This window comes from Erwinia papayae (genome assembly GCF_058241465.1).
In genome coordinates this window covers 2,052,103-2,076,214 of sequence record NZ_JBZCHT010000009.1, presented here as the reverse complement: position 1 = coordinate 2,076,214, position 24,112 = coordinate 2,052,103, and the positions used below count along the sequence as shown (strand labels likewise).

The following is a 24,112-nucleotide window of genomic DNA, read 5'->3' as shown; positions in this document are numbered from 1 at the left end:
CAGCGGCTCCTTTTTAAGACTGCGGTTGTTCAGACTTTGCCGGACTGGCACTGTCTGTACTCACTTCTTGTGGGGTAACCTGAGCACCCGGTTTTGCCCGCTGAACACCGGTGGTAATGACTTTATCACCTGCTTTCAGACCGTCAGTGACCAGCCATTTATCGCCAACGGCCTGTTCTGTCTTCAGGTTACGTACGGCAACTTTATTATCAGCGCCGACAACCATTGCAGTCGCCTGGCCAGTAGGTGTGCGGGTGACAGCCTGCTGAGGAACTAACAGCGCATTTGGATTGGTCCCTTCATTAAGGCGTGCACGCACGAACATACCGGGCAGCAACGCATGGTCAGGGTTAGGGAAGACGGCACGCAGGGTGATGGAACCGGTGGTTTCATCGACGGTAACGTCAGAGAATTCCAGTGTGCCGCTTTGAGCGTATTCACTGCCATTTTGCAGCAACAGTTTGACCTGCGCTTTTCCGCCAGCCTGTTGTAATGTACCGGCGTTGAGTTCCGCACGCAGTCGCATGAAATCTTCACTGGACTGAGTCACATCGACATAAATGGGATCAAGCTGCTGAACGGTTGCCAGCGCTGTGGTTTGGGCATTTTGTACCAGCGCACCTTCTGTCACTGAAGATTTACCGATACGACCGCTGATTGGCGATGTCACTTTAGTGAACGCGAGATTAATACGCGCCGTTTCCACACTGGCTTTAGCAACCTGAACTGCAGCAGCAGTCTGACTTGCTGTGGCAACGGCAGTATCATAATCCTGCTGACTGATATATTTGGTGCCAAGCAGAGGCTTGTAACGTTTTACCGTCAGTGCTGCAATTTGTGCGTTAGCCTGCGCCTGCACTAAATCACCTTTAGCACTGTCATAAGCAGCCTGATAGGTAGCAGGATCGATCTGGTAAAGTGATTCTCCAGCTTTGATATCGCTGCCTTCAACGAAATTACGTTTCAGAATAATGCCAGAAACCTGGGGACGAACTTCTGCGATACGGAATGAGGATGTCCGTCCCGGCAGGTCAGTTGTCACGGTAAGCGGGGCGGTTTTAAGGGTAACAACACCCACTTCAGGAGCCTGCTGCTGTCCTGCCTGCTGCGCTCCCTTGTTATCACATCCTGTCAGCAATACGCTGCCTGAAAGCATCAGAACGGCCGCCAGAGGCGTTAGCCCTCTGTTTTTATTCATAAATAAACCTCGAGTGTCCGATATCGATAGCGCAATGGCTCCCAAAACCATAAACCCATTGCTGCGTTTAAATTATGGTCGTGCTATGGTACATACATTCGCAAATGTATGTAAGTACGCCTTTTTGTAAAAATCCCCGTATGGCACGAAAAACCAAACAACAGGCACTGGAAACGCGCAATCAGATCATTGATGCGGCAATCGAAAGGTTTTCCGAACACGGAGTGTCCAAAACGTCACTGGCCGACATCGCCACTGCGGCAGGGGTGACGCGAGGTGCAATTTACTGGCATTTCAAAAACAAAACCGACCTACTCAATGAGATTTGGGCACAGTCGGAGTCGGGGCTGGATGACTTAGAGGTTGAGTATCAATTAAAATATCCATTCGATCCACTCTCCGTGATGCGTTCAATGATTTCCTATGTCTTTGAAGCAACAGTGCGGGATACCCGCCGACGTTCATTAATGGAGATAATATTCCATAAATGTGAATTCGTGGGTGAAATGACCACTTTGCAGCTGATGCAGCAAACATTGTACCTGGAATGTTACGAGAAGATTGAAGATGTTCTTCGTCAGTGTATAGAAGCGGGTCAGCTGCCTGCCGATCTTGATACCCGTCGCACAGCGGTCGTTATCCGTGGCTACATCACCGGCATTATGGAGAACTGGCTGTTTATGCCTGAGAGCTTTGATCTGGCAGCCGATGCCACACAGCTGGTCGAGGTGTTAATTGATATGTTGAGGCACAGCACTTCCTTGCGCATTCGCCATGATTAACGCGTTTCTAATGTGTTCAGCTTTTTTTCAAAATCTCTTTGCACGATAGCCAGTGCAGCCAGCACGGTATGTGGGGGGATGGCGTTTTCTTCAAGCAGCATGATCAAATCCACAGCCAGTTTGATCTCTTCCGGGGCATTATCGAGTGTCATGGTCTTCCTTATATAGCGTTCAGATACGAAGTTTTCTGACCACCAGCACCATTATCAGGGCACCAGCCAGGGAAATCAGCATGGCTCTCGGGTCCATTCCTGCCAGCGAGCCGTAATCAAAAAAGGCGCTGACGTAGCCACCAATCAGCGCACCAATCACCGCCAGCACCAGCGTTGCAATGAATCCGCCTGGACGGCCATGAAAAAACCAGCGACTGATAAGCCCGACCAGCAGGCCGATAATGATCCAGGAGAGAAGTCCCATCCGTTATCTCCATTGATAATTGATATGCAGCTATTATAGCTACTGTTCACTTTTTTCAATGGTACGTTCAATTCGCTTCAGTGCGTGCAGACAGCGCTGCAAACGCCCTTCCAGTGCCGCAATCTCCCGTTGCAGATTTTGTTGTCCACTCAGTGTTTCCTGTAGGGCAAGCTGGCTTTCCCGGTCGACAATCATGGCACGTAACCGCCTTTCATAGCCCTGATGTTTTGCCAGTTTTTCATACATATTTTCACTTTCAGACACTGTACGGATTTCACTTCTGCGTAATGCCTGAGTCGCCAGTTCGCGTTGCAGTGCGCCGATTTGTAATACCATCCGTTCAGCCATCCATGCCACACTCTCACTGCGATGCCCATCGACGCTCTGCTTAAGCATAAGCAGGCTGTGACGAATTTCAGCAAGATAATCGCCAGGGCGAGTGCTGCGAGTGTGAAACAGCTGGTTGTCAAAACGTGCTCCGGACGTTTTTTGATTTGCATACGGCTCTACAGCGCGGGCCAGCTCGGCCAGCTTTTCTTCTAACTGCAACAACAGATCCGCACTTTTCATCTTGTTTTCTCCCCTGATTTGCCGGATATGATAGCGCGGTCTGCACAGGTTTTGTTTTCTTCGGTTGCAATTAGCGGAGGGTTTGCATAAATTTGGGCGTTTTCGTGCGTGGCTTCCCCTGAATAAACTGTCGGGCTCTGTGATCTGATTTTGCAAGAGCCGTTGAAGCTGCGCGAGTCAGATTTGTATTTACCAGGCATGAAATTATGACCGTAACAGCGCAGCAGCTCGAATTTCTTCAAAACAGTATCAAAAGCATCCCTGATTATCCTAAGCCGGGCATCCTGTTTCGTGATGTGACCAGTCTGTTGGAAGATCTTGACGCCTTCGCTCTCAGCATTAAATTATTAGTTGAACGCTACCGTGAGGCAGGGGTAACCAAAGTGGTGGGAACTGAAGCGCGCGGGTTTCTTTTCGGTGCGCCAGTGGCGTTAGCGCTGGGCGTAGGCTTTGTTCCTGTGCGGAAACCAGGAAAACTGCCACGTAAAACTTTTGCTGAAAGTTATGAGCTGGAATATGGCACCGACCAGCTTGAACTGCATTGCGATGCCATTACCGCAGCCGACAAGGTTCTGGTAGTGGATGATTTGCTGGCGACTGGGGGGACGATTGAAGCCACCGCCCGACTGATCCGCCGTGCGGGTGGAGAAGTTAAAGATGCAGCATTCGTCATCAATTTGTTTGATTTGGGCGGGGAGGCACGTCTCAATGCACTGGGAATTGAATGCTTTAGCCTTGTCAGCTTTCCGGGACACTGAGTGACAAATCTGTCTCCTTTTTACTGACGTTTAATGAATGCAGAAAAGGCTGATTACCCGGGTAATCAGCCTTTTTTATCATCAGAATTTCAGATTGAATGAAGCCGCAACGGTCTGAGAGGTTTCATTTGATGATTTCTGAACACCGTAATTCAGGCCATAAGTAAGATTATCTTTTTGCAGCAAAAAGCCTGCACTGGCGCTCCAGGCGGAACTGTCAGCAATGCGCGATTCGCCTCTTGCCGACCCGGTAACACCCTGCATGGTGACACGGGTTCCACTGGTGGTGTCTCCTCCGGTGGCAATATAACTTAAATCCAGTGAGGGTTTCAGCGTATAACCTGCGTCGTTTTTATACTCCTTGCCAAAGTTGACACCCAGTGGAACAGACCAGAGTGACTGCGAGTTTGAGCCATTTCTGAACAGCGTTGTTCCCGCGCTTTTCGACTGAAATACGTTATTTTTCAAAAGGGTATAGCGAATTCCAATATGTGGCATAATGTCAACATACTCAGTTTCAAAAACATATTCACGAGTCAGGCCGGCACTGAAAATGGTTGATTTAGCATCCCCGGACAAGTTTGAGTAGCCAGTTACCGGATCGAGCGATTGCTTCATGCTGTGACTGACTCTTGAGTAATTGACATCGCCAAGCAGATTCCAGTTGCCATTAATCCAGCTGCCGTAAAGTGAAGCGCCCCAGAAATCAAGGTCGTTTTTGACCGGATACAGATTGCCTCTGGAGCGACTTTTCCCTTTCCCTACGTTCAGCGATCCCCCTGTTTTCAGAATTTTGCCCTGAGTAGTTATCAGAGTATCTTCACCACCAATAAAGAGCCCACCAAGCCAGGTTTTGGTTTTAGCATTGAAACCGCCAGAGTTATATCCTGACAGTCTGCTGTTGTCATACAGCAGAGACGTCCACAAATTAAAGCCTTCTTCCAGCGGTGTACCCTGGAAAAAATGCTGCCCCATAGACATATGTTGTGACAGCGTTTTCGTGGTGGCGGACATCACCCGGAAACTGGTGCCGGCCACATTGGCGACAGAAGCCAGATTAATGGCAGACTCAACCAGCCGTGCTGCGGTGCTGGCATCGCTGACGTAACGAACATCCATTGCCTTAGATAGATATTGCTGGGCTGCGTTGTCAGAGGTCACACTCACCCCGATCTGTTCGGTCATCGCATTCAGCAAAGAGGCTGAACTGGAAGAAATGTCCGGGATGGTTGAGCTCAGATCGGCATTTCCGAGCGTGATAAGGGTTGAATCGGTTCCGGCGGTTTGCGTTGCGGTAAGCAACCTGCTGGTGGTGCTGATATTAGAATCCTGCCAGGTGGCTGATGCAGACGTGCCGGAACTGGTCACTGCGGTGAATGATTCGCCTGCCTTGATGTCGCCATCTGTCAGTACCAGTAAATAAGCGCCAGAATCAATCTGAGCCGATCCCATCGCCAGTGCAGCATTACCGGAATCGATATAAGACCGGGCGTTCAACACCGTCAGAGAAGAAGCCCCAAGCCCGGAGGTCGAATCATCTCCGCCTACGCGCCAGTTAAGGTCGGTACTGGAAAGATCCAGAGTGGTATCGCCACTCAGCACCAGCTTACCGTTGAATGTCTGACCGAGACTTTCCTGTAACAGTGCAACATTTTCCTGCCAGCTGTTAGCATTTAACTCTGTTGTGCCAAATATTACCGTTCCGTCGCCACTGACGGTGAAGGTTCCCTGATTCGCTTCCAGGGTTCCGGTGGCGAAGGTCCCGTCACTGATGATCATGCTGCCATTATTCAGCACTGAACTGTTGACCTGAAATGTTCCGCCACTCTGTAAAAACTGATTTTCCGCTGTAGTCAGCGTGTCAGTCAAACTGCTCCAGAGGTTTGCCACGCCCAGCGTCAGCGTTCCGGCAGTGAATGTGCCACCACGAATTTCAAGCGTCCCGGCCCCCCCGAGACCAGCGGTTTGCGCCAGAGAGCTGCTGTTCAGCACACCTTCATGGCTACCATTTTGTCCGCCAATCTGAATATCGCTGGCTATCTGACCACTGCCACTGACAAAGATTGCGGTTCCACTTCCGCCGTTCCCGGCTTCACCACCGTTACCTGAACGCCCCCTGACGCTGGTATTGGTTCCGCCATCGCCTGCGTCCCCACCCTGGCCTCCGAGCGTTAAGGTGCCTTTATTATTGATAACGCTGTTAGTGAACGTCAGCGTGCCAGATGCACCATCACTGCCATTTCCGCCACTTCCGGCAGCATTGCTTCCTTGCAGGGCACCACCGTTGCCACCGTTGCCGCCTGTAGCACCAATCTGAATCCCAGATGTCACATTTAGCGTACTGTTAGTTACCACCAGTGAGCCGGTGCCAGCCGTACCGCCATCTCCTGCGTTCCCCCCCTGGCCGCCTGCGGCACCGCTACCGCCTGAGCCACTGGTACCTGAAGTGCCGGTAGTACCGTTGCTGCCACTACTACCGCCGTTACCGCCATTCCCTCCATTACCACCGACAATGACAGACTGAGCCGTTACCGTGCTGCTGGTGAGATTGAGCATGCCTGTGCCCCCATCACCGCCTTTTGCACCGTCGCCACCATTACCTCCTGTGCCAGCGGCGCCGCCATTACCATTGTCGCCAGCGTCACTGGTCGATCCTGATGTCGTGCCGGCATTGCCACCCTGACCGCCGGAAGCCCCATCTCCACCATCTGAACCTGCCCCTGCTGCACCTCCGACGGTTAATGTACTTCTGACCGTCATCGTAGAGTTATCCAGCGTCATCGTACCGTCGCCGCCGGCACCGCCATTACCGCCGTTACCGCCGTTGCCTCCGGTTCCTCCACTGCCACCGTTTCCACCATTACCGGGAAGGCCACCAGAGGCTCGAGTGCCATTTGTTCCTGCCACACCACCACTGTTACCTGCACCGCCGTTGCCGCCACTCTGGCCCATCTGACCATCACTGGCATTGCCACCAGCCGCACCAATCACACCATTTGTGATGGTGAAACTGCTCTGGCTGATGGTCAGATTGCCGCTGCCACCTGCTGCGCCATCCCCACCGTCGCCGCCGTCAGCGCCGTTACCACCTGAGCCACCATTGCCGCCGTTACCGCCATCGCCGCCAGTACCCGTGGTGCCGCCGTTGCCGCCGTTCCCGCCTGTCCCGCCGTCAGTGCCTGCCGATGCCTCGCCAGCTGTCCCGCCTTCGCCACCGCTCCCGCCAATTTGCAACAACCCCAATTGATCTTTAACGTTACGTAATGCAGAGGTGGCGTCATCTCCACTACTCCCCGCCTCTCCAGCGGATCCGGCACTGCCGCTGGCACCGTTGCCGCCGTCTGCGCCATTACTTCCGTTACCGCCATTACTGGTATCTCGTGCATTTGAACCATTGCTACCATTGCTACCATTAGTGGCCCCCCCCGCACTGCAGGCGGAACTGCCACTGCCACCGCTACCGCCCTGAGATCCGATAGCAACATCCACACTTGCGTAAGTAATATTCATTGTTCCCAGAAAGGGAAGGCTGATAATAGCCAGCGTATTGATGACTGTAATCAGATGACGACGTTGGGGCGCTACAGCGAGAATTGAGGAGGCCTTTTTGGCATTGTGTATTTCCATTTTTTATATTCCATTATCTTTTTGTTAACAAGGTTTTCAGTGTGTCCATTGCACTGTTAATTAAAAAACATGATTGCCATGAGTTAATTCAACTTCATGTAATTATGATGTTTTATTTAATTAAACTTTGCTTTGAGGGTTTATATCAGCCTGGTAATTTAAGTGCCCAATTAAAACAGGTGACCCTCACGTGTATTACTTTAATTATGCCCCGTAGAAATTGATACTATTTATTTTAATGATTTTTTAATTTTTATTGCCTTTTTCTGAATTGATGGTTTTTATTTCATCCCTGTTATTTTTAAATAATCAGCCTCTTTGCCTGTTAACATCTGAAGAGACAACAGGATTTACTTAAAGGTATAGGAATGGCAACAGACGTACTGATACACTGTCGCAATGAAGTAAACTGAGGCTGAACTGCGCTGAAGCGGGGTTCAGGTGAATGACCTGTAAAAAGATGATGTGTTAATGAGCTATCAGGTACTGGCCCGCAAGTGGCGTCCACAAGCGTTTACCGATGTTGTCGGTCAGCAACATGTATTGACCGCGCTGGCCAATGGATTATCCCTTGGCCGAATCCATCATGCCTATCTGTTTTCCGGCACGCGTGGGGTGGGGAAAACCACCATCGCGCGTTTGCTGGCTAAAGGATTGAACTGCGAAACGGGTATCACCGCCACACCCTGCGGGCAGTGTGACAACTGTCGTGAGATAGAGCAGGGCCGTTTTGTTGACCTGATTGAGATAGATGCGGCATCGCGCACTAAAGTGGAAGACACGCGTGACCTGCTGGATAACGTGCAGTACGCCCCCGCACGCGGGCGTTTCAAGGTTTACCTGATTGATGAAGTTCACATGCTTTCACGTCACAGTTTTAATGCGCTGTTGAAAACGCTGGAAGAGCCGCCTGAGCATGTGAAATTTTTGCTGGCAACCACCGATCCACAAAAATTGCCGATCACCATTTTATCGCGTTGCCTGCAATTTCACCTGAAAGCGCTGGATGTTGCACAGATCCGTGGTCAGCTTGAGCACGTCCTGCAACAGGAAAAAATCGTTGCAGAAACCAGGGCATTGCAACTGCTGGCCAGAGCCGCTGACGGCAGTATGCGCGATGCGCTGAGCCTGACCGATCAGGCGATTGCCATGGGACTGGGGCAGGTCACCACCGCTGCGGTCAGCGATATGCTCGGTACGCTGGACGACGAACAGCCGCTGGCGTTGATTGAGGCTCTTGTCAACGCGGAAGGTGAGCAGGTGATGTCTTTGCTTAACCAGGCTGCATCCAGGGGCGTTGAATGGGAAGCTTTGCTGGTTGAGATGTTAACTTTGTTGCATCGGGTGGCAATGATTCAACTGCTGCCATCGGCGCTGGATGATGAGTTTGCCGCCAACGAGCAGCGCCTGCGAGAACTGGCCAGGGTGCTGCCACCCGCTGATGTCCAGCTCTATTACCAGACCCTGCTGGTCGGACGTAAAGAGCTGGCTCTCGCGCCCGATCGGCGCATGGGGGTGGAAATGACGCTGCTGCGTGCGTTGGCTTTTCATCCCAAACAGGTCATTGCTGCACCTGTAGCGGTGTCGCGTCCGGCTGTGAGCCCGGCATCCAGCAGCGTTTCAGAGGTTCCACCCGCCACTCCGGCGGCAATCCCTGCGTCTCAGGTTGCCCGCCAGAGCGAACCGGCGACGAAATTACCCGATACCACCAGCCAACTGCTTCAGGCGCGGACACAGCTGTTGAGCCAGCAGGGTGCCACTAAACTAAAAAAGAGTGAGCCGGCGGCGCAGGGGGCGCGGTCGGCAGGTTCGGCACTGGAGAGGTTGGCTGCGGTTGGTGAGCGTAGCCAGAAACGGCGGCCTGATGCACAGTCTGCTGAGCCGTTAAAAAAAGAAGCATATCGCTGGAAGGCGCAAACGGCTGAGGTCAAACCGGAACCGGTCGCCACACCCAAAGCCCTGCGTACGGCGCTGGAGCATGAAAAAACGCCGGAGCTGATGGCGCGTCTGGCCGCAGAATCGCAACTGCGCGACGCCTGGGCCGCTGAAATTGCCACGCTGACGTTGCCAAAACTGGTGCAACAGCTGGCGCTGAATGCCTGGAAACAGCAGTCGGAAAATGTCATCACCCTGCATTTGCGCTCCAGCCAGCGCCATCTGAATTCACCTTCTGCGCAGAAGGTGTTGACGGAGGCACTGAATCAGGCAGCCGGAGAGCCGGTTGAATTAACGCTGATTGAAGACGATAATCCGGCGGTGTTAACGCCGCTGGAATGGCGTCAGAAAATTTATGAAGAGAAACTGGCGCAGGCTCGCCAGTCGATTATCGCGGACAGTCATATTCAGACGTTGTGTCAGTATTTTGATGCCGATGTTGATGAAGAGAGTATTCGCCCCCTTTAAAACGCTGCGTGTCATAACGCGGCCTGAGCTGAGAGAGAGAACTATGTTTGGAAAAGGCGGACTGGGTAACCTGATGAAACAGGCCCAGCAAATGCAGGACAAAATGGCGCAGGTTCAGGAAGAGATCGCCGCCATGGAAGTCACCGGTGAATCAGGTGCAGGCCTGGTCAAGGTGACGATTAACGGCGCGCATAACTGCCGCAGAGTGGAAGTGGACCCCAGTCTGCTGGAAGATGACAAAGAGATGTTGGAAGATCTGGTCGCCGCAGCCTTTAACGATGCTGCTCGCCGTATCGCTGAGGCGCAGAAAGATAAAATGGCAGCAGTTTCCAGCGGGATGCAGTTGCCACCCGGCTTTAAGATGCCATTCTGATGCAAACCAGTCCGCTCCTTGAAAGCCTGATGGAGTCGCTACGTTGTCTGCCGGGCGTTGGGCCAAAATCGGCGCAGCGTATGGCATTTCAACTGTTGCAGCGCGATCGCAGCGGGGGGATGCGTCTGGCTCAGGCCCTGACGCGTGCCATGTCAGAGATAGGGCACTGTGCCGACTGCCGGACTTTCACCGAGCAGGAAATCTGTACTATCTGCGCTAACCCCCGCCGTCAGCAAAATGGCATCATCTGCGTGGTTGAGAGCCCCGCAGACATTCATGCGATTGAGCAGACCGGGCAATTCTCCGGGCGCTACTTTGTGCTGATGGGGCACCTTTCTCCACTGGATGGCATTGGTCCTGATGATATTGGTCTGGATCGCCTGGAACAGCGGCTGGAAAAAGAGTCCATCACCGAAGTGATCCTCGCGACCAATCCGACAGTGGAAGGGGAGGCAACCGCCAACTACATCGCTGAAATGTGTGGACAGTATGGCGTTGAAGCCAGCCGTATTGCACATGGTGTGCCGGTTGGCGGTGAGCTGGAGATGGTTGATGGCACCACGCTGTCACATTCTCTGGCCGGACGACACAAGATCAAATTTTAGTCATTCAACGGCACGTTGCTACGTGCCGTCTTGAAATCCCGCCAACAGCCCCCATTCTTCACCTCAACCTATACAAACCGTATCAGATGAGGTAGCAATGACTATGAAAGGACAAGAGACTCGTGGCTTCCAGTCAGAGGTGAAACAGCTTCTGCACCTGATGATCCATTCTCTCTATTCAAACAAAGAAATTTTCCTGCGTGAACTGATCTCAAATGCCTCTGATGCTGCCGACAAACTGCGTTTTCGCGCGTTGTCAGCCCCCGATCTTTATCAGGGCGATGGCGATCTGCGCGTAAGGGTTTCTGTTGATAAGGAAAACCGCACCCTGACGCTGAGCGATAATGGTATCGGGATGACGCGCGAAGAAGTCATTGAAAATCTCGGCACCATTGCCAAATCCGGGACCAAATCCTTTCTGGAATCACTCGGTTCGGATCAGGCGAAGGACAGCCAGCTGATTGGCCAGTTCGGTGTGGGTTTCTACTCTGCGTTTATTGTGGCTGACAAAGTTTCTGTTCGCACCCGCGCTGCCTCTGCGAGCGCAGATGAAGGCGTATTCTGGGAGTCGGCAGGCGAGGGTGAATACACCATCGCCGATATCAGCAAAGAAGATCGCGGTACGGAGATCACTCTGCACCTGCGTGAAGGTGAAGATGAATTCCTCGATGTGTGGCGGGTGCGCAGCATCATCAGTAAATATTCTGACCATATTGCCCTGCCGGTAGAGATTGAATCCCGTAACGAAGAAGATGACACCACCAGCTGGGAAAAGATCAACAAAGCTCAGGCGTTGTGGACGCGCAATAAGTCAGAGATCAGCGACGATGAGTATAAAGAATTTTATAAACATGTTTCTCACGACTTTGCCGATCCGCTGACCTGGAGCCACAACCGTGTGGAAGGTAAGCAGGAGTACACCAGCCTGCTGTATATTCCGACTCAGGCTCCGTGGGATATGTGGAACCGCGATCATAAGCACGGGCTGAAACTCTATGTACAGCGCGTGTTTATCATGGACGACGCAGAACAGTTTATGCCGAACTATCTGCGCTTTGTTCGCGGCCTGATCGATTCCAGCGATCTGCCACTCAACGTCTCCCGTGAGATCCTTCAGGACAGCCGCATAACTCAGAATCTGCGCAATGCCCTGAGCAAGCGCGCGCTGCAAATGCTGGAGAAAGTGGCGAAAGATGATGAGGCACAATATCAGCAATTCTGGCAACAGTTTGGTCTGGTGTTGAAAGAGGGGCCCGCTGAGGATAGCAGTAATAAAGACACCATCGCTAAGCTGTTGCGCTTTGCTTCCACCAGCAGCGAAGGCTCTGCACAGACCGTGTCGCTTGAAGATTATGTCAGCCGGATGATTGAAGGCCAGAATAAAATCTACTACATCACCGCTGACAGCTATGCGGCGGCGAAAAGTAGTCCGCACCTTGAGCTGTTCCGTAAGAAAGGGATCGAGGTACTGTTGCTTTCAGACCGCATTGATGAGTGGATGATGAGCTACCTCACCGAGTTTGATGGCAAGACATTCCAGTCGGTCAGCAAGGCAGATGATGATCTCTCTAAGCTGGCCGATGAGGAAGAGAGCGAAGAGCAGAAAGAAGCCGAAAAAGCGCTGGAGCCCTTTGTGGAACGGGTGAAAACGCTGCTGGGTGAGCGGGTTAAAGATGTTCGCCTGACGCATCGTCTGACTGACACACCGGCGATTGTGACCACAGAAGCGAACGAAATGACCACTCAGATGGCGAAGTTGTTCGCTGCGGCGGGCCAGGACGTCCCTAAGGTAAAATACCTGTTTGAACTCAATCCGGATCACGCACTGGTTAAACGTGCCGCGGATACCCAGGATGATGCCCGCTTTGCGGAGTGGATCGAAGTATTACTGGACCAGGCGATGTTTGCTGAACGCGGTACGCTGGACGATCCTAACCTGTTTATTCGCCGCTTAAACCAGTTGCTGCTGGGCTAAAACCTCGCACTTGCCGCCAGAGGACTGGCGGAATGCGTCAGCATTTTGCCCGGGATGCAACAGTCCGGGCGGTAAAGGTCGTCACTGTTCGCCTTTACTGCCCGGAAAAAGGGGCTGAGTGGCATTTTTTCATTATTAAATTCTGTATCAGCCGCCAGAATGCGCAGGACAATCGACGAAAAAGGTGTTTTTACCGGGTTTATGACGTTTATCTCTCTGAAGTCGTTGTAAGGGATAACCACCACGTTCCTTGTGGAGAGCAGACCATGATGGTATGTTCTTGCCCTGGATAACATGAACATTAAAGCAATTCGCAAGGGGATTTACGCAATGCGTATTATTCTGCTCGGTGCTCCGGGTGCAGGTAAGGGGACTCAGGCTCAGTTCATCATGGAGAAATACGGTATTCCGCAAATCTCTACTGGCGATATGTTGCGCGCGGCCGTTAAGGCTGGCAGTGAACTGGGTAAGCAAGCTAAAGAGATCATGGACGCCGGTAAACTGGTGACTGATGAGTTGGTCATTGCGCTGGTGAAAGAGCGAATTGCTCAGGATGATTGCCGTAACGGTTTCCTGCTGGACGGTTTCCCACGTACCATCCCTCAGGCTGATGCCATGAAAGAGGCGGGGATCCGTGTCGATAACGTACTGGAATTCGCTGTTCCGGACGAGCTGATTGTCGAACGCATTGTTGGTCGCCGTGTGCATGCGCCGTCAGGCCGGGTTTATCATGTCACTTTCAACCCGCCGAAGGTGGAAGGGAAAGATGATGTGACAGGGGAAGAGTTAACCACCCGCAAAGACGACCAGGAAGAAACCGTACGTAAACGTCTGGTTGAATACCATCAGATGACCGCGCCGCTGATTGCCTACTACAGCAAAGAGGCTGCTGACGGTCATACTGCGTATCACAAAATCGACGGCACACGCAAAGTGTCAGAAGTCAGCGCCGAACTGGCAAAAATCCTCGGTTAAGATGTTGTGGCCAGGTCAGCCTGGCCCTGTTGTAGCAATTGGTTTTCCCTCCGTCATTTTCCGCTAGAATAAGTCTCGTTTTCATCACCTGATATGCCCGTATAAGGAATAACAATGAGGCAAGACAAACCCGGTGTGCTGCTGGTCAATCTTGGCACCCCAGATGCTCCGACCGCATCAGCGGTTAAACGCTACCTTAAACAGTTCCTCAGCGACCGTCGGGTCGTGGATACGCCACGTTGGTTGTGGTGGCCAATTCTTAATGGTGCCATCCTGCCAATCCGTTCGCCTCGCGTTGCGAAACTCTACGCTTCCGTGTGGATGGATGAAGGCTCGCCGCTGTTGGTTTACAGCAGACGTCAACGCGATGCGCTGGCTGCGCGGCTGGATATGCCGGTCGAGCTGGGGATGAGCTATGGCAATCCGAGCCTGAAGAGCGCCCTCGATAAACTGATGGCGCAGGGGATCACCCGGCTGATCGTGTTGCCTCTCTATCCCCAGTACTCCTGCTCAACCGTGGCGGCGGTGTGGGATGGCATCACCCAGGTTTTTGCCGGTTACCGCAGTCTGCCATCGGTGCAGTTTATTCGTGATTATGCTGAACATCCGGCCTATATCGCCGCGCTGAAAGCCTCTGTCGAACACTCTTTTGCCCAACATGGCAAGCCGGATTTGCTGGTCACCTCTTTCCACGGTATTCCGCAACGTTTTGCCGACCAGGGCGATGACTATCCTCTGCGTTGTCACAACACCTTCGACGCGCTGGTGGCTGCGCTGGGACTGAACAGTCAGCAGGCGATGCTTACCTTCCAGTCGCGCTTTGGTCGCGAGCCCTGGCTGATGCCTTACACCGACGAAACCATGAAGGGACTTCCGGCAAAAGGCATTAAGCATGTGCAGATTATGAGTCCGGGTTTTTCTGCCGACTGCCTGGAAACGCTGGAGGAGATCAGCGGAGAGAACTGCGAATTGTTCCTCCATGCTGGCGGGACGAAATTCGAGTATATACCGGCTCTTAATGACAGCCCGCTGCATATCGATATGATGGTGGAGCTGGTTAACAGTCAGCGCTGAGCCAACCGCAGGGATGCGCACCCAATGGCGCATTCCTGTGTTATCATTTCGTGATTGTTCTCTTTTCTGTCATCTGCATAATGAAATTTCCCGGCCAGCGTAAATCCAAACACTATTTCCCCGTCAGCGCCCGCGATCCTCTCTTACAGCAAATTCAGTCTGAAAATCCGGAAACCAGTAGCAGCTGGATAGTCGGAATTGATCAGACGCTGGTGGATATTGAAGCGAAAGTAGACGATGCATTTATCGCCCGCTACGGCCTGAGTACCGGGCATTCAGTGGTGATTGAAGATGATGTGGCAGAAGCGCTTTACGCTGAGCTGACGCGTGAAAATCTGATAACCCATCAGTTCGCGGGTGGCACGATAGGCAACACCCTGCATAACTACTCTGTTCTGGCCGACGATCGCTCTGTGCTGCTGGGCGTGATGTGCAACAACGTACAAATTGGTGGTTATGCCTACCGCTATCTCTGCAACACCTCAAGTCGAACCGATCTTAACTACCTGCAAGGTGTGGATGGGGCTATTGGACGCTGTTTCACCCTGATCGGTGAGCATGGCGAACGCACCTTTGCCATCAGTCCGGGGATGATGAATCACCTGCACAAAGCAAGCATTCCTGAAGATGTGATTGCAGGCGCAGCGGCGCTGGTGTTAAGCGCTTATCTGGTGCGCAGCAAACCCGGAGAGCCAATGCCGGAAGCCACCATGCAGGCGGTTGCCTTTGCTAAAAAACACAATGTTCCGGTGGTACTCACGCTGGGCACCAAATATGTCATTGCCAGCGATCCGGCTTTCTGGCGTGATTTTCTGCGCGATCATGTGTCGGTGGTGGCGATGAATGAAGAGGAAGCTGAAGCGCTGACCGGGCTGGACGATCCGTTACAGGCTGCCAACATGGCGCTGGACTGGGTGGATCTGGTGCTGTGCACGGCAGGACCCAACGGGCTGTACATGGCTGGTTTTACTGAGGAAGAAGGTAAACGCAAAACGCAACATCCGTTGCTGCCGGGGGCGATTGCCGAGTTTAACCAGTATGAGTTCAGCCGCGCCATGCGCCAGAAAGACTGTCAGCAGCCATTGCGGATCTTTTCGCATATTGCACCCTATATGGGCGGCCCTGAAAAAATTATGAATACTAACGGTGCGGGAGACGGGGCACTGGCGGCAATGTTGCATGACATCACCGCCAATAACTATCACCGGCTCAATGTACCCAATTCCAGTAAGCATGGCCGCCAGTATCTGACTTACTCTTCGCTGGCGCAGGTGTGTAAATACGCCAATCGCGTAAGCTATCAGGTGCTGAACCAGCACTCACCGCGTTTGACCCGTGGCCTTCCGGAGCGGGAGGACAGCCTGGAAGAGTCCTACTGGGAGCGGTGAGGGGCCGCGCTCTGTGATGACGCGGGCAGTCAGATCGGGCACGCTTTCGGAGCCGCATCTGAATCGATTTGCATCAGCGTCAACATGCTGTTGGCAATCTCCCGCTCGCCCATGACCACCTGGTCGGCACCCCGGGCGGTGATGTAGTCCACTTCATCGTCATAATGAGCGCGGGCGATGATATCGATGGTCGGACGTTTCTCTCTGGCTGCGGTGACAATCTCTCCGGCTTCGTAGCCATTCGGAATGGTCAACAGCAGCCAGCGGGCGCAGTCAAGCCGCGCCAGCTCCATCGTTTCAGCGCGCGCGGCATTGCCAAGCACCGCACTGATACCCTGTTCCCTCAATGCTTCCACCCTTGAGCGGCTGTTTTCCACCACCACGATGTCAATGCCGCTCTCCATTAACTTGCGTCCCAGCATGCTGCCGACACGGCCAAAACCTACCACCACGGCATGGTGACAGATATCCACCGGGATCTGCTTTTCTTCCTCTGCTTCCAGTTCAGGCTGTTGTTCGTCGGTAACTGCCGTCCTGTCGGCATAGCGCTGCAACAGAGCAAACAGGACAGGATTCAGCATGATTGACAGGATTGCCCCGGCCAGCACCAGGTTACGCCCTTCTTCTGACAGCAGATTAAGTGAAATGCCAAGCCCGGCAAGGATAAAGGCGAACTCCCCAATCTGCGCCAGACTGACAGAGATAGTGAGCGCTGTGCGCCGCGAGTGGCCAAACAGGCGCACCAGCAGCAGGGCGGCCAGAGATTTACCCAACATAATAATTGCCAGCACACCGGCGACGGCCAGCGGCTCATTCAGCAGGATCATTGGATCAAACAACATACCCACGGAGACAAAGAACAGAACCGCGAAGGCATCGCGTAGTGGCAGGGTGTCATGCGCGGCACGGTGGCTGAGTTCGGATTCATTCAGCACCATGCCAGCGAAGAAGGCACCGAGGGCGAAAGAGACATCAAACAATTCAACCGCGCCAAAGGCGATCCCCAGCGCCAGCGCCAGCACGGCAAGGGTAAACAGCTCACGGGAGCCGGTCGCGGCGCTGCGGGCAAGGATCCAGGGAACGGCCCGGCGGCCGACTACCATCATCAGCACCATAAAGGCCACGACTTTGCCGATGGTGATCAGCAAATCAATCAGGATGTTGCTGAAGGTGGCACTGCCTTCTTCAAACATCCCGGCGATAGCAGGCAGCAGAACCAGAGCCAGTACCATGACCAGATCTTCCACAATCAGCCAGCCGATGGCAATCTGGCCGTTTTTGCTGTCGATCAGCTGACGCTCTTCCAGTGCGCGCAGCAGCACCACGGTGCTGGCGGTGGACAGACACAGGCCAAACACCAGCCCGGTCAGCCAGGACCAGCCCATAGCCCAGGAAAGTGCCATTCCCAACAGTGTGGCAACGGCAATTTGCGCAATCGCACCGGGAATGGCGATCGCTTTCACTGCCATTAAATCTTTCAGTGAGAAATGCAGACCCACGCCAAACATCAGCAAAATAACGCCCAGTTCGGCCAGCTCCGGAGCCAGATTGGTATCGGCGACAAACCCTGGCGTAAACGGCCCGGCCAGCACCCCCGCCAGTAAATAACCCACCAGCGGAGAGATGCGCAGCTTGTTCGCCAGCATCCCCAGCAGGAAGGCCAGAACCAGCCCGCCGACAATGGTGGTAATGAGTGGGGTGGTGTGATGCATATCTCTCTCCCTGGTACGGTAAATGTGTCCGGATGTAATAATTAATTGTATGGCATAACGCCGCCGGTCGCGTGTAAGGATTGGTAAAGATGGCAAAAAAAACAGAACTTCACGCAGAGATGAACTGTGATGTGTATTTTCAGCGGTTATCTGTTTGAGGATTTGATTTATTACAGAAATAATACGGCATGGATATCAGTAATCCATGCCACTGTGGCTTATTTCGGGTGGTTGTCAGGCAGGAATAGGGTGAGAATGCCAAGAAGTGGCAGATAAGCACAAATTTGGTAGACATAATTGATGCTGGTGTGGTCAGCGACAACCCCCAGCACCGCTGCGCCGAGGCCGCCCATGCCAAAAGCAAAACCAAAGAACAATCCCGAGATCATACCTATACGGCCAGGCATCAGCTCCTGGGCGTAGACCAGGATGGCCGAAAACGCTGAGGCAAGGATAAAGCCAATAATTACTGAAAGTACCCCGGTCCACATCAGAGAGGCATGTGGCAGCAGCAGAGTAAAAGGAGCGACACCAAGAATTGACACCCAGATCACCCGTCTGCGTCCCACTTTATCTCCCACCGGGCCGCCGATAATGGTGCCTGCTGCCACGGCAAGCAGAAATGCAAACAGGTGGAATTGTGCATTCTGCACCGACAGGCCGAATTTATGCATCAGGTAGAAGGTGTAATAGCTGCTCAGGCTGTTGAGATAGAAATACTTAGAGAAGATCAGCAGCAGCAGGATGGCGACGGCAAAGGCGACTTTACCGCGTGGCAGGGTGTTCTTTTCCGGAGCGGACTGGCTGGCTTTAGCCACCCGATGCCGGGCCTGATACCAGCGGCTGACCTGTAACAGCAGCACAATAGCCAGTAGCGCGGCCAGAATGAACCAGGCGACGTTTCCGCGTCCATAGGGGGCAATGATCAGTGCCGCCAGCAGTGGGCCGAGAGAGCTGCCAAAGTTACCGCCAACCTGAAAAAGTGACTGCGCCAGACCATGACGACCACCTGAGGCCATTCTGGCCACGCGTGAAGACTCAGGGTGAAACACCGAGGAGCCAGTGCCAACCAGCGCAGCCGCCACCAGAATGGTGTAAAAATTACCGGCCATCGCCAGCAGAGCCAGCCCACACAGGGTAAAGGTCATGCCAATCGGTAAAGACCAGGGCTGGGGATGTTTATCGGTATAATAGCCAATTAGCGGTTGTAATAACGAGGCCGTGACCTGAAACGTCAGGGTAATCAGTCCTATCTGTACAAAACTGAGCGAGAATTCACCCTGTAACAAAGGATAGATGGCGAGGATCAGCGACTGCAACATGTCATTAAGCAGATGAGCCACGCTGATCGCGCCAAGAATGCTGAAAACCGTGCGTTGTGCGGCAACCGGGGAGGAGGGATAAATCTGTTCACTTGCCATTAAGTTAACCTGCCGTTAATTTTGATTATCACTTTATGCTAATAGTTTTTGACGTTTTTTAACAAGGAAAAGATGATGTCGGTTATGAAAAAAAATGCGCTGGCCCTGCTGGCGTTGACCATTTTCACCACGCCGCTGGCTGCACAGGCCTGGGTTAAAGATAAGGTGTATAAATTTACCGTACTGCACACCAACGATCACCACGGGCGCTTCTGGCAAAACGACCGTGACGAATATGGTCTGGCGGCGCAAAAAACCATGATGGACAAAATCCGTTATGACGTTCAGGCACATGGCGGAGCGGTGCTGGTTCTCTCCGGAGGCGATATTAATACTGGTGTGCCGGAGTCTGATCTGCAAGACGCAGAACCGGATTTTCGCGGGATGAATCTGGTGGGTTACGACGCGATGGCAATCGGTAACCACGAGTTTGACAATCCTTTATCCGTACTCCGCCAGCAGCAAAAGTGGGCTAAATTCCCGCTGCTTTCAGCCAATATTTACCAGAAAAGTACCGGTAAACGACTGTTCCAGCCTTATGCATTATTTACCCGCATGGGGCTGAAAATTGCCGTAATCGGTCTGACGACTGATGACACGGCAAAAATTGGCAATCCGGAATACTTCACTGATATGGAATTTCGTAAGCCCGCGACGGAGGCCAAAGCGGTAGTCGAACAGCTCCGTGCTAAGGATAAGCCGGATGTGGTCATCGCCGTCACGCACATGGGGCATTATGACAATGGGCATCATGGTTCAAACGCGCCAGGAGATGTGGAGATGGCGCGTGAACTGCCCGCTGGCTATCTGGATATGATTGTCGGCGGCCACTCTCAGGACCCGGTCTGTATGGCACAGGAAAATGTCAAACAGGTGAATTATGTGCCCGGTACGCCCTGCAAACCGGACCGTCAGAATGGTACCTGGATTGTTCAGGCTCACGAATGGGGCAAATATATTGGTCGGGCTGATTTTACCTTTACTAACGGCAAGCTGACGCTGGAACATTACGAACTGGTGCCGATTAATCTGCGGCATAAAGTCACCAATGCGGATGGCAGCAGCAGCCTGGTGAACTACACCGAAAAGATAGCCAAAAATCCGGCGATGCTGAAATTACTGACACCTTTTCAGAAAAAGGGCGAAGCGCAGCTGGGCGTGAAGATCGGTAGCGTCAACGGGGATTTGCATGGTGAGCGTAATAAGGTGCGTTTCGAGCAGACCAACCTGGCGCGAATGATTCTGATGGCGCAGATTGAACGGACCAGTGCCGATTTTGCGGTAATGAGCGGTGGCGGGGTGCGCGATTCGGTGATGACCGGGCCCATTACCTATAAAGATGTGCTGAAGGTACAGCCGTTTGGCAATACGCTGACTTATGTCGATATGAAAGGCAGTGAAGTGGAAAAATATCTGGCGGTGGTTGCCAACATCAGCGTTGACTCAGGTGGCTATGCGCAGTTTGCCCGCGTCAGTCTGGTGGCTGATGGTAAAGGGGTCAGTGATGTCAAAATCAACGGCGAGCCACTCCAGGCCGACAAAACATACCGCATGGCGACGTTGAGTTTTAATGCCACTGGCGGTGACGGCTATCCGCCGGTTAATCACCTGCCTGGCTACGTCAACACCGGATTTGTTGATGCGGAAGTGCTCAAGCAGTATATCCAGAAGCATTCACCGCTGGATGCTGCGGCCTATGCGCCGAAAGGTGAGATTGTTTATAAATAATTAAATATAAGTGTGGTTTTCTTTCAATGCGATTGAAAACCGCCGGTTTTTAACCTCATTAAAACCCTTCTGCAAAACGGTACGTAAAACGACTGATATCAAACCGCAATGTAAGCATCCCTGTATTCCGCCAGCGGTGGGGATACAAAGGCCTGCTGCCTGAGAATGCCAGCGGCGTTAATTGCACTGACAATGACGCGATGATTGTTGATACCTGCTCAGGGCGGCTGAAACAAAAGCGCCCGGATGAATATGCTTCGTTGGTGGACTACTGCATAAAAGACATTTCAAAGCGGGAGCGGGGCCGAAAGCTGAAGCTGTCACAGGGCATAATCCGCATAAAGTTTCAGATGGCTGAGAGGTTTAACGGCGGGTGTCTGTCGATGCTGGAAGTTGAGCTGAAGATGGAAAACACTTTTTAGAGATGAAAACCCACGCCGTTGTGGGCAGATATTCTAAGATAATACTTTTACTCACCTTAGCATTGACAGGATGAATGCTGATAACAGACAAATCAGGTAAAGCACAGATGCAGTCATCCACATTGCAGATAAATATCTCATCCAGGGTTGAATTTTTAAATTGTTCTCTTCAAAAAAATTATAAGCAGGGTCGTTGTGCCTGAGTAAGAAAATCTTCTTTTTTTTACTCAATTTTATAAAAAATCTGCTCACCTGAAACACACCAAAAAAACCCATCATATAGTTAAATGAGTTTGGAGCAGGGAATGTGTATTTTTCCTTAAAAAGCGAAACTAAATTTTCATAATTATTTTTGTTAGCCAGGTAAAGAAAAAACGATAGAAAAATAAGCCCACTGGCAAACAGACCTAAAAATAATCCTGTCCTGGCTAACAGATGTTCAATCACAAATTTACTCCAAAAACATATTGACCAGTTTCTCGCCTGCTGCGCTACCAGCGTAGCCGCCTGCGATAGATCCGACTGCTGCGCATGCTACGCCACCCACTCCCTCTGTTGCCACCCCTACTGCTGCACAAACCCCAATCATTGCGCTACTGCCCCAGGCACCACCAGCCATACCCCCACCAGTGCTGAAAGCAAACTTTGCATATTCTTTAAAAGCAATTGTCCTACATTCCCCTTCTCGCCCTGTAGTACAGGCATTAATCACCTCATTGGTCGTCCCGGCAAACGAAAACCCAATGCCGATATAGCCCCCGCTTTTAAGGAAACGAGCCGCCCTTGCTGCATTACCCACATAGTACGAATAACCGGGAATACCACCCAGCCCCGCCGTTGACCACTCATGCACAATCGATTTACTGGAGAGGTTTAACGCCCGCTTCAGATTCTCATACTGTCGGAACTTAACAGCATATCGTGCAAGGGATTTTAACAGCGGCTTGTTGACCAGCTCCTTTAACTGATTCAGCAGCCGATTACGCTCAACAAAAAATTGTCGGCTAATCAGCGTTCCCTGAGTGCGGAACTGATTCTGGTAGCTGGCCTCAATCTTTTTTAGCGTTTGCTCTATTGCCCTGAAATAGCGTTCACCGGCATCGCCTGCGGTGCTGAAAATCTTATCTCCGGCACCTGTCAGTGCGGCAATCAGCCCGTAATGCTTCTGCATAAAACTGGCGTCGTCACTATTAACACCGGTAAAGGCGAGGTTGGTTTTGTTCTTCGCCTGCCTGAGCGAATGCAGCATATGCATAGTGAGCTGAGTGGGCGTATCCGGGTCAGCCACAATCAGAATCTGTCCGGGCTTAAGATACTGCGTATCCGTATTGAGTTGCATAAACAGACTGACAGCGGGGGAACGCATATCCCTGAACAGTTCCCGCGCCTGGTAACCCAGCGTACCGGGTCGCTCCACCACACAATATCCGGGGGCTATGTTACGCGCCATGCTTCCGTGCTCCGTTCGTTATTAATTAACGTTGATGATCGCCGTCAATGGCAGTATCAGAGGTGTCGAAAAAACTGCGGTAAATATAAATAATTCCGGTGCGTTACGCAAAAAGTGTCGTCACTCAGCCTGGAGTGGTTGCCACGACACAGCGCTTAACATCAAAACCTTGTCGCTGACGGAGTTTTTGCTTTATTTATAACAGAAAAGTTGCTCCAGCCAGCTCTGACAGAGGCAATTCTGACAGCAGCGTGGGCAGCAGAGAATCCCACTGGGATTGCAATATCGACGGTCAGGGCAATCTGGTAAGGCGTGTTTTCATCAGCGCCAAATTTTTTCGCAACTTCGGCCACCGTTCGCAGCGTATCAGGGCGTGTGTACGGGCCGATAATTACCTTATCGGCAGAGGTTTTTATCGTGTCCATGCTGTGAGCACCAACCACAACGCACCTCGCTTTTGTCAGTTCTGTTGGCTCCGGGGCGATTCAAAGAATCGTAGCCCCGGCCATTTCAATGGCATTCATAATTAGCTCAATACTGCCCAGAGGCGATTACGCATGCCATAAGATTGCTGAGGTTGTCTTTGTTAAAAAATAAATTTAAAGCTTTGTTATTCAACGGAGTTAATGACAGTCAGGCAGCGGCGCTTCACGGCACCAGTAGCCTTCACCGCTGTTAAACCTGTATGCCGCCATCTGACCTTTGTTGCCAGACGGCACTATTCTGAAGAGTGATGAACATGCTGGCTGTCACCGTGTTTATGGCGGATAAATCTGCCGCGCAGCGTGTCATACAACCAGTTGTAGCCGATGGTATAAGGCAGAAAAAACAGAAAAAAAGCCACTTCAACCATAAATGCATGCCACAACGTGATATCCAGCATTCTGGCAGCAATCGGTAAACCGATACAGATAAAACCGCCTTCAAATCCCAGGGCATGAGTAATGCGCAGCGGCCAGCCACGACGGGCGTCTGCTCGTTGGAAAATTCGGTCAAAGGCGGCGTTGTAGATCACGTTCCAGCCCATTGCCACAGTTGACAACATAATGGCTAACGCCCCCATCTGAAAAAGAGGTTTTCCCATAATATATGCCGCCAGAGGTGCCACTAATAAAATGGCTAACACCTCGAAGCCCACTGCGTGACAGATGCGTTCTTTGATTGTCCGGGTATACATATCGACTCCTTAACTGAATCCGCGACTATTTTCTGGCGGTTATCTGCTAAGGTAAAA

Annotated in this window: 23 protein-coding genes and 1 other annotated feature; of the genes, 11 read left to right on the top strand and 12 right to left on the bottom strand. The window is 52.1% G+C overall.

What is annotated here, in order from left to right:
- Positions 1-13 precede the first annotated feature (13 nt).
- Positions 14-1,198, bottom strand: a complete 1,185-nt coding sequence (locus tag AC3RPL_RS14715; protein ID WP_034933406.1) for an efflux RND transporter periplasmic adaptor subunit — start codon at positions 1,196-1,198, stop codon at positions 14-16.
- Between the two features lie 140 nt (positions 1,199-1,338).
- Here AC3RPL_RS14715 and acrR point away from each other — a divergent pair, with 140 nt between their 5' ends.
- Positions 1,339-1,980 carry a multidrug efflux transporter transcriptional repressor AcrR gene (gene acrR, locus AC3RPL_RS14710; RefSeq protein WP_490740549.1) on the top strand — a complete coding sequence of 214 codons (642 nt, stop codon included), beginning with the start codon at positions 1,339-1,341 and terminating at the stop codon, positions 1,978-1,980.
- On the opposite strand, the gene rsmS is transcribed toward acrR, so the two are convergent.
- Genes rsmS through priC form a run of 3 tightly spaced genes read right to left on the bottom strand, consistent with a single transcriptional unit; the run spans position 1,977 to position 2,967 of the window.
- Positions 1,977-2,132, bottom strand: coding sequence for a pleiotropic regulatory protein RsmS (gene rsmS / locus AC3RPL_RS14705; RefSeq protein ID WP_490740548.1), 156 nt, complete (start codon positions 2,130-2,132; stop codon positions 1,977-1,979). The two genes, acrR and rsmS, sit on opposite strands and share 4 nt — an antisense overlap.
- Positions 2,133-2,151: 19 nt before the next feature.
- The gene (locus AC3RPL_RS14700) at positions 2,152-2,397 is read right to left on the bottom strand and encodes a GlsB/YeaQ/YmgE family stress response membrane protein (RefSeq protein WP_034933401.1); all 246 of its coding nucleotides are present in this window, start codon (positions 2,395-2,397) and stop codon (positions 2,152-2,154) included.
- 39 nt (positions 2,398-2,436) lie between these two features.
- Positions 2,437-2,967 (bottom strand): primosomal replication protein PriC, encoded by a 531-nt coding sequence (gene priC / locus AC3RPL_RS14695; RefSeq protein ID WP_490740547.1) that lies wholly within the window; start codon positions 2,965-2,967, stop codon positions 2,437-2,439.
- Between the two features lie 206 nt (positions 2,968-3,173).
- Here priC and apt point away from each other — a divergent pair, with 206 nt between their 5' ends.
- Positions 3,174-3,725 carry an adenine phosphoribosyltransferase gene (apt, locus tag AC3RPL_RS14690; RefSeq protein ID WP_490740546.1) on the top strand — a complete coding sequence of 184 codons (552 nt, stop codon included), beginning with the start codon at positions 3,174-3,176 and terminating at the stop codon, positions 3,723-3,725.
- 81 nt (positions 3,726-3,806) lie between these two features.
- Here the strand turns inward: apt and AC3RPL_RS14685 are convergent, their stop codons facing one another.
- The gene (locus tag AC3RPL_RS14685) at positions 3,807-7,352 is read right to left on the bottom strand and encodes a hypothetical protein (protein ID WP_490740545.1); all 3,546 of its coding nucleotides are present in this window, start codon (positions 7,350-7,352) and stop codon (positions 3,807-3,809) included.
- A 471-nt stretch (positions 7,353-7,823) separates the two neighbouring features.
- Between AC3RPL_RS14685 and dnaX the strand changes: the two genes are divergently transcribed.
- The 4 genes from dnaX (at position 7,824) to htpG (ending at position 12,708) form a co-directional block, all read left to right on the top strand.
- The gene (gene dnaX / locus AC3RPL_RS14680; RefSeq protein ID WP_490740544.1) at positions 7,824-9,755 is read left to right on the top strand and encodes a DNA polymerase III subunit gamma/tau; all 1,932 of its coding nucleotides are present in this window, start codon (positions 7,824-7,826) and stop codon (positions 9,753-9,755) included.
- Positions 9,100-9,161: a sequence feature (DnaX frameshifting element), on the top strand. (Overlaps the previous gene by 62 nt.)
- Before the next feature lie 43 nt (positions 9,756-9,798).
- Positions 9,799-10,128 carry a YbaB/EbfC family nucleoid-associated protein gene (locus AC3RPL_RS14675; protein WP_034937538.1) on the top strand — a complete coding sequence of 110 codons (330 nt, stop codon included), beginning with the start codon at positions 9,799-9,801 and terminating at the stop codon, positions 10,126-10,128.
- Entirely contained in the window at positions 10,128-10,733 is a 606-nt protein-coding gene (recR, locus tag AC3RPL_RS14670; RefSeq protein ID WP_261641495.1) for a recombination mediator RecR, read from the top strand. The genes AC3RPL_RS14675 and recR overlap by 1 nt, the downstream gene beginning before the upstream one ends.
- Positions 10,734-10,836: 103 nt before the next feature.
- Positions 10,837-12,708, top strand: coding sequence for a molecular chaperone HtpG (gene htpG / locus AC3RPL_RS14665; RefSeq protein WP_490740543.1), 1,872 nt, complete (start codon positions 10,837-10,839; stop codon positions 12,706-12,708).
- On the opposite strand, the gene AC3RPL_RS14660 is transcribed toward htpG, so the two are convergent.
- Positions 12,705-13,010, bottom strand: a complete 306-nt coding sequence (locus tag AC3RPL_RS14660) for a hypothetical protein (protein WP_490740542.1) — start codon at positions 13,008-13,010, stop codon at positions 12,705-12,707. The two genes, htpG and AC3RPL_RS14660, sit on opposite strands and share 4 nt — an antisense overlap.
- 28 nt (positions 13,011-13,038) lie before the next feature.
- Here AC3RPL_RS14660 and adk point away from each other — a divergent pair, with 28 nt between their 5' ends.
- The 3 genes from adk to AC3RPL_RS14645 all read left to right on the top strand — a co-directional run bounded on the left by adk (position 13,039) and on the right by AC3RPL_RS14645 (position 16,145).
- A complete protein-coding gene (adk, locus tag AC3RPL_RS14655; RefSeq protein WP_034937533.1) occupies positions 13,039-13,683 on the top strand; it encodes an adenylate kinase in 645 nt (214 codons plus the stop codon).
- Positions 13,684-13,797: 114 nt separating this feature from the next.
- Positions 13,798-14,757 carry a ferrochelatase gene (gene hemH / locus AC3RPL_RS14650; RefSeq protein ID WP_034937530.1) on the top strand — a complete coding sequence of 320 codons (960 nt, stop codon included), beginning with the start codon at positions 13,798-13,800 and terminating at the stop codon, positions 14,755-14,757.
- Positions 14,758-14,837: 80 nt separating this feature from the next.
- A complete protein-coding gene (locus tag AC3RPL_RS14645; protein ID WP_367168373.1) occupies positions 14,838-16,145 on the top strand; it encodes an inosine/guanosine kinase in 1,308 nt (435 codons plus the stop codon).
- Between the two features lie 29 nt (positions 16,146-16,174).
- On the opposite strand, the gene ybaL is transcribed toward AC3RPL_RS14645, so the two are convergent.
- Together ybaL and AC3RPL_RS14635 are read right to left on the bottom strand one after the other, a co-directional pair.
- Positions 16,175-17,857 (bottom strand): YbaL family putative K(+) efflux transporter, encoded by a 1,683-nt coding sequence (gene ybaL, locus AC3RPL_RS14640; RefSeq protein WP_490740541.1) that lies wholly within the window; start codon positions 17,855-17,857, stop codon positions 16,175-16,177.
- Between the two features lie 218 nt (positions 17,858-18,075).
- The gene (locus AC3RPL_RS14635) at positions 18,076-19,278 is read right to left on the bottom strand and encodes an MFS transporter (protein WP_490740540.1); all 1,203 of its coding nucleotides are present in this window, start codon (positions 19,276-19,278) and stop codon (positions 18,076-18,078) included.
- Positions 19,279-19,362: 84 nt separating this feature from the next.
- Here AC3RPL_RS14635 and ushA point away from each other — a divergent pair, with 84 nt between their 5' ends.
- Positions 19,363-21,006 (top strand): bifunctional UDP-sugar hydrolase/5'-nucleotidase UshA, encoded by a 1,644-nt coding sequence (ushA, locus tag AC3RPL_RS14630; RefSeq protein WP_490740712.1) that lies wholly within the window; start codon positions 19,363-19,365, stop codon positions 21,004-21,006.
- 92 nt (positions 21,007-21,098) lie between these two features.
- Positions 21,099-21,428, top strand: a complete 330-nt coding sequence (locus AC3RPL_RS14625; protein WP_490740711.1) for an antiterminator Q family protein — start codon at positions 21,099-21,101, stop codon at positions 21,426-21,428.
- Positions 21,429-21,479: 51 nt separating this feature from the next.
- Here the strand turns inward: AC3RPL_RS14625 and AC3RPL_RS14620 are convergent, their stop codons facing one another.
- The 4 genes from AC3RPL_RS14620 to AC3RPL_RS14605 form a co-directional block, all read right to left on the bottom strand.
- The gene (locus tag AC3RPL_RS14620) at positions 21,480-21,875 is read right to left on the bottom strand and encodes a hypothetical protein (protein WP_490740539.1); all 396 of its coding nucleotides are present in this window, start codon (positions 21,873-21,875) and stop codon (positions 21,480-21,482) included.
- A gap of 4 nt (positions 21,876-21,879) precedes the next feature.
- The gene (locus AC3RPL_RS14615; RefSeq protein WP_490740538.1) at positions 21,880-22,878 is read right to left on the bottom strand and encodes a hypothetical protein; all 999 of its coding nucleotides are present in this window, start codon (positions 22,876-22,878) and stop codon (positions 21,880-21,882) included.
- Positions 22,879-23,039: 161 nt separating this feature from the next.
- Positions 23,040-23,303: a hypothetical protein gene (locus tag AC3RPL_RS14610; RefSeq protein ID WP_490740537.1), complete on the bottom strand. Its 264-nt coding sequence runs from the start codon at positions 23,301-23,303 to the stop codon at positions 23,040-23,042.
- A gap of 293 nt (positions 23,304-23,596) precedes the next feature.
- The gene (locus tag AC3RPL_RS14605) at positions 23,597-24,055 is read right to left on the bottom strand and encodes a multidrug/biocide efflux PACE transporter (RefSeq protein WP_490740536.1); all 459 of its coding nucleotides are present in this window, start codon (positions 24,053-24,055) and stop codon (positions 23,597-23,599) included.
- Between the last annotated feature and the right edge of the window lie 57 nt (positions 24,056-24,112).

Coding starts and splice junctions, on each gene's coding strand:
- adk (WP_034937533.1), top strand. CDS start 13,039: ATGCGTATTATTCTGCTCGGTGCTCCGGGTGCAGGTAAGGGGACTCAG.
- AC3RPL_RS14610 (WP_490740537.1), bottom strand. CDS start 23,303: ATGGACACGATAAAAACCTCTGCCGATAAGGTAATTATCGGCCCGTAC.
- recR (WP_261641495.1), top strand. CDS start 10,128: ATGCAAACCAGTCCGCTCCTTGAAAGCCTGATGGAGTCGCTACGTTGT.
- acrR (WP_490740549.1), top strand. CDS start 1,339: ATGGCACGAAAAACCAAACAACAGGCACTGGAAACGCGCAATCAGATC.
- AC3RPL_RS14700 (WP_034933401.1), bottom strand. CDS start 2,397: ATGGGACTTCTCTCCTGGATCATTATCGGCCTGCTGGTCGGGCTTATC.
- AC3RPL_RS14715 (WP_034933406.1), bottom strand. CDS start 1,198: ATGAATAAAAACAGAGGGCTAACGCCTCTGGCGGCCGTTCTGATGCTT.
- htpG (WP_490740543.1), top strand. CDS start 10,837: ATGAAAGGACAAGAGACTCGTGGCTTCCAGTCAGAGGTGAAACAGCTT.
- AC3RPL_RS14675 (WP_034937538.1), top strand. CDS start 9,799: ATGTTTGGAAAAGGCGGACTGGGTAACCTGATGAAACAGGCCCAGCAA.
- AC3RPL_RS14685 (WP_490740545.1), bottom strand. CDS start 7,352: ATGGAAATACACAATGCCAAAAAGGCCTCCTCAATTCTCGCTGTAGCG.
- AC3RPL_RS14660 (WP_490740542.1), bottom strand. CDS start 13,010: ATGTTCATGTTATCCAGGGCAAGAACATACCATCATGGTCTGCTCTCC.
- dnaX (WP_490740544.1), top strand. CDS start 7,824: ATGAGCTATCAGGTACTGGCCCGCAAGTGGCGTCCACAAGCGTTTACC.
- ushA (WP_490740712.1), top strand. CDS start 19,363: ATGAAAAAAAATGCGCTGGCCCTGCTGGCGTTGACCATTTTCACCACG.
- AC3RPL_RS14635 (WP_490740540.1), bottom strand. CDS start 19,278: ATGGCAAGTGAACAGATTTATCCCTCCTCCCCGGTTGCCGCACAACGC.
- apt (WP_490740546.1), top strand. CDS start 3,174: ATGACCGTAACAGCGCAGCAGCTCGAATTTCTTCAAAACAGTATCAAA.
- AC3RPL_RS14645 (WP_367168373.1), top strand. CDS start 14,838: ATGAAATTTCCCGGCCAGCGTAAATCCAAACACTATTTCCCCGTCAGC.
- ybaL (WP_490740541.1), bottom strand. CDS start 17,857: ATGCATCACACCACCCCACTCATTACCACCATTGTCGGCGGGCTGGTT.
- AC3RPL_RS14605 (WP_490740536.1), bottom strand. CDS start 24,055: ATGTATACCCGGACAATCAAAGAACGCATCTGTCACGCAGTGGGCTTC.
- rsmS (WP_490740548.1), bottom strand. CDS start 2,132: ATGACACTCGATAATGCCCCGGAAGAGATCAAACTGGCTGTGGATTTG.
- priC (WP_490740547.1), bottom strand. CDS start 2,967: ATGAAAAGTGCGGATCTGTTGTTGCAGTTAGAAGAAAAGCTGGCCGAG.
- hemH (WP_034937530.1), top strand. CDS start 13,798: ATGAGGCAAGACAAACCCGGTGTGCTGCTGGTCAATCTTGGCACCCCA.
- AC3RPL_RS14615 (WP_490740538.1), bottom strand. CDS start 22,878: ATGGCGCGTAACATAGCCCCCGGATATTGTGTGGTGGAGCGACCCGGT.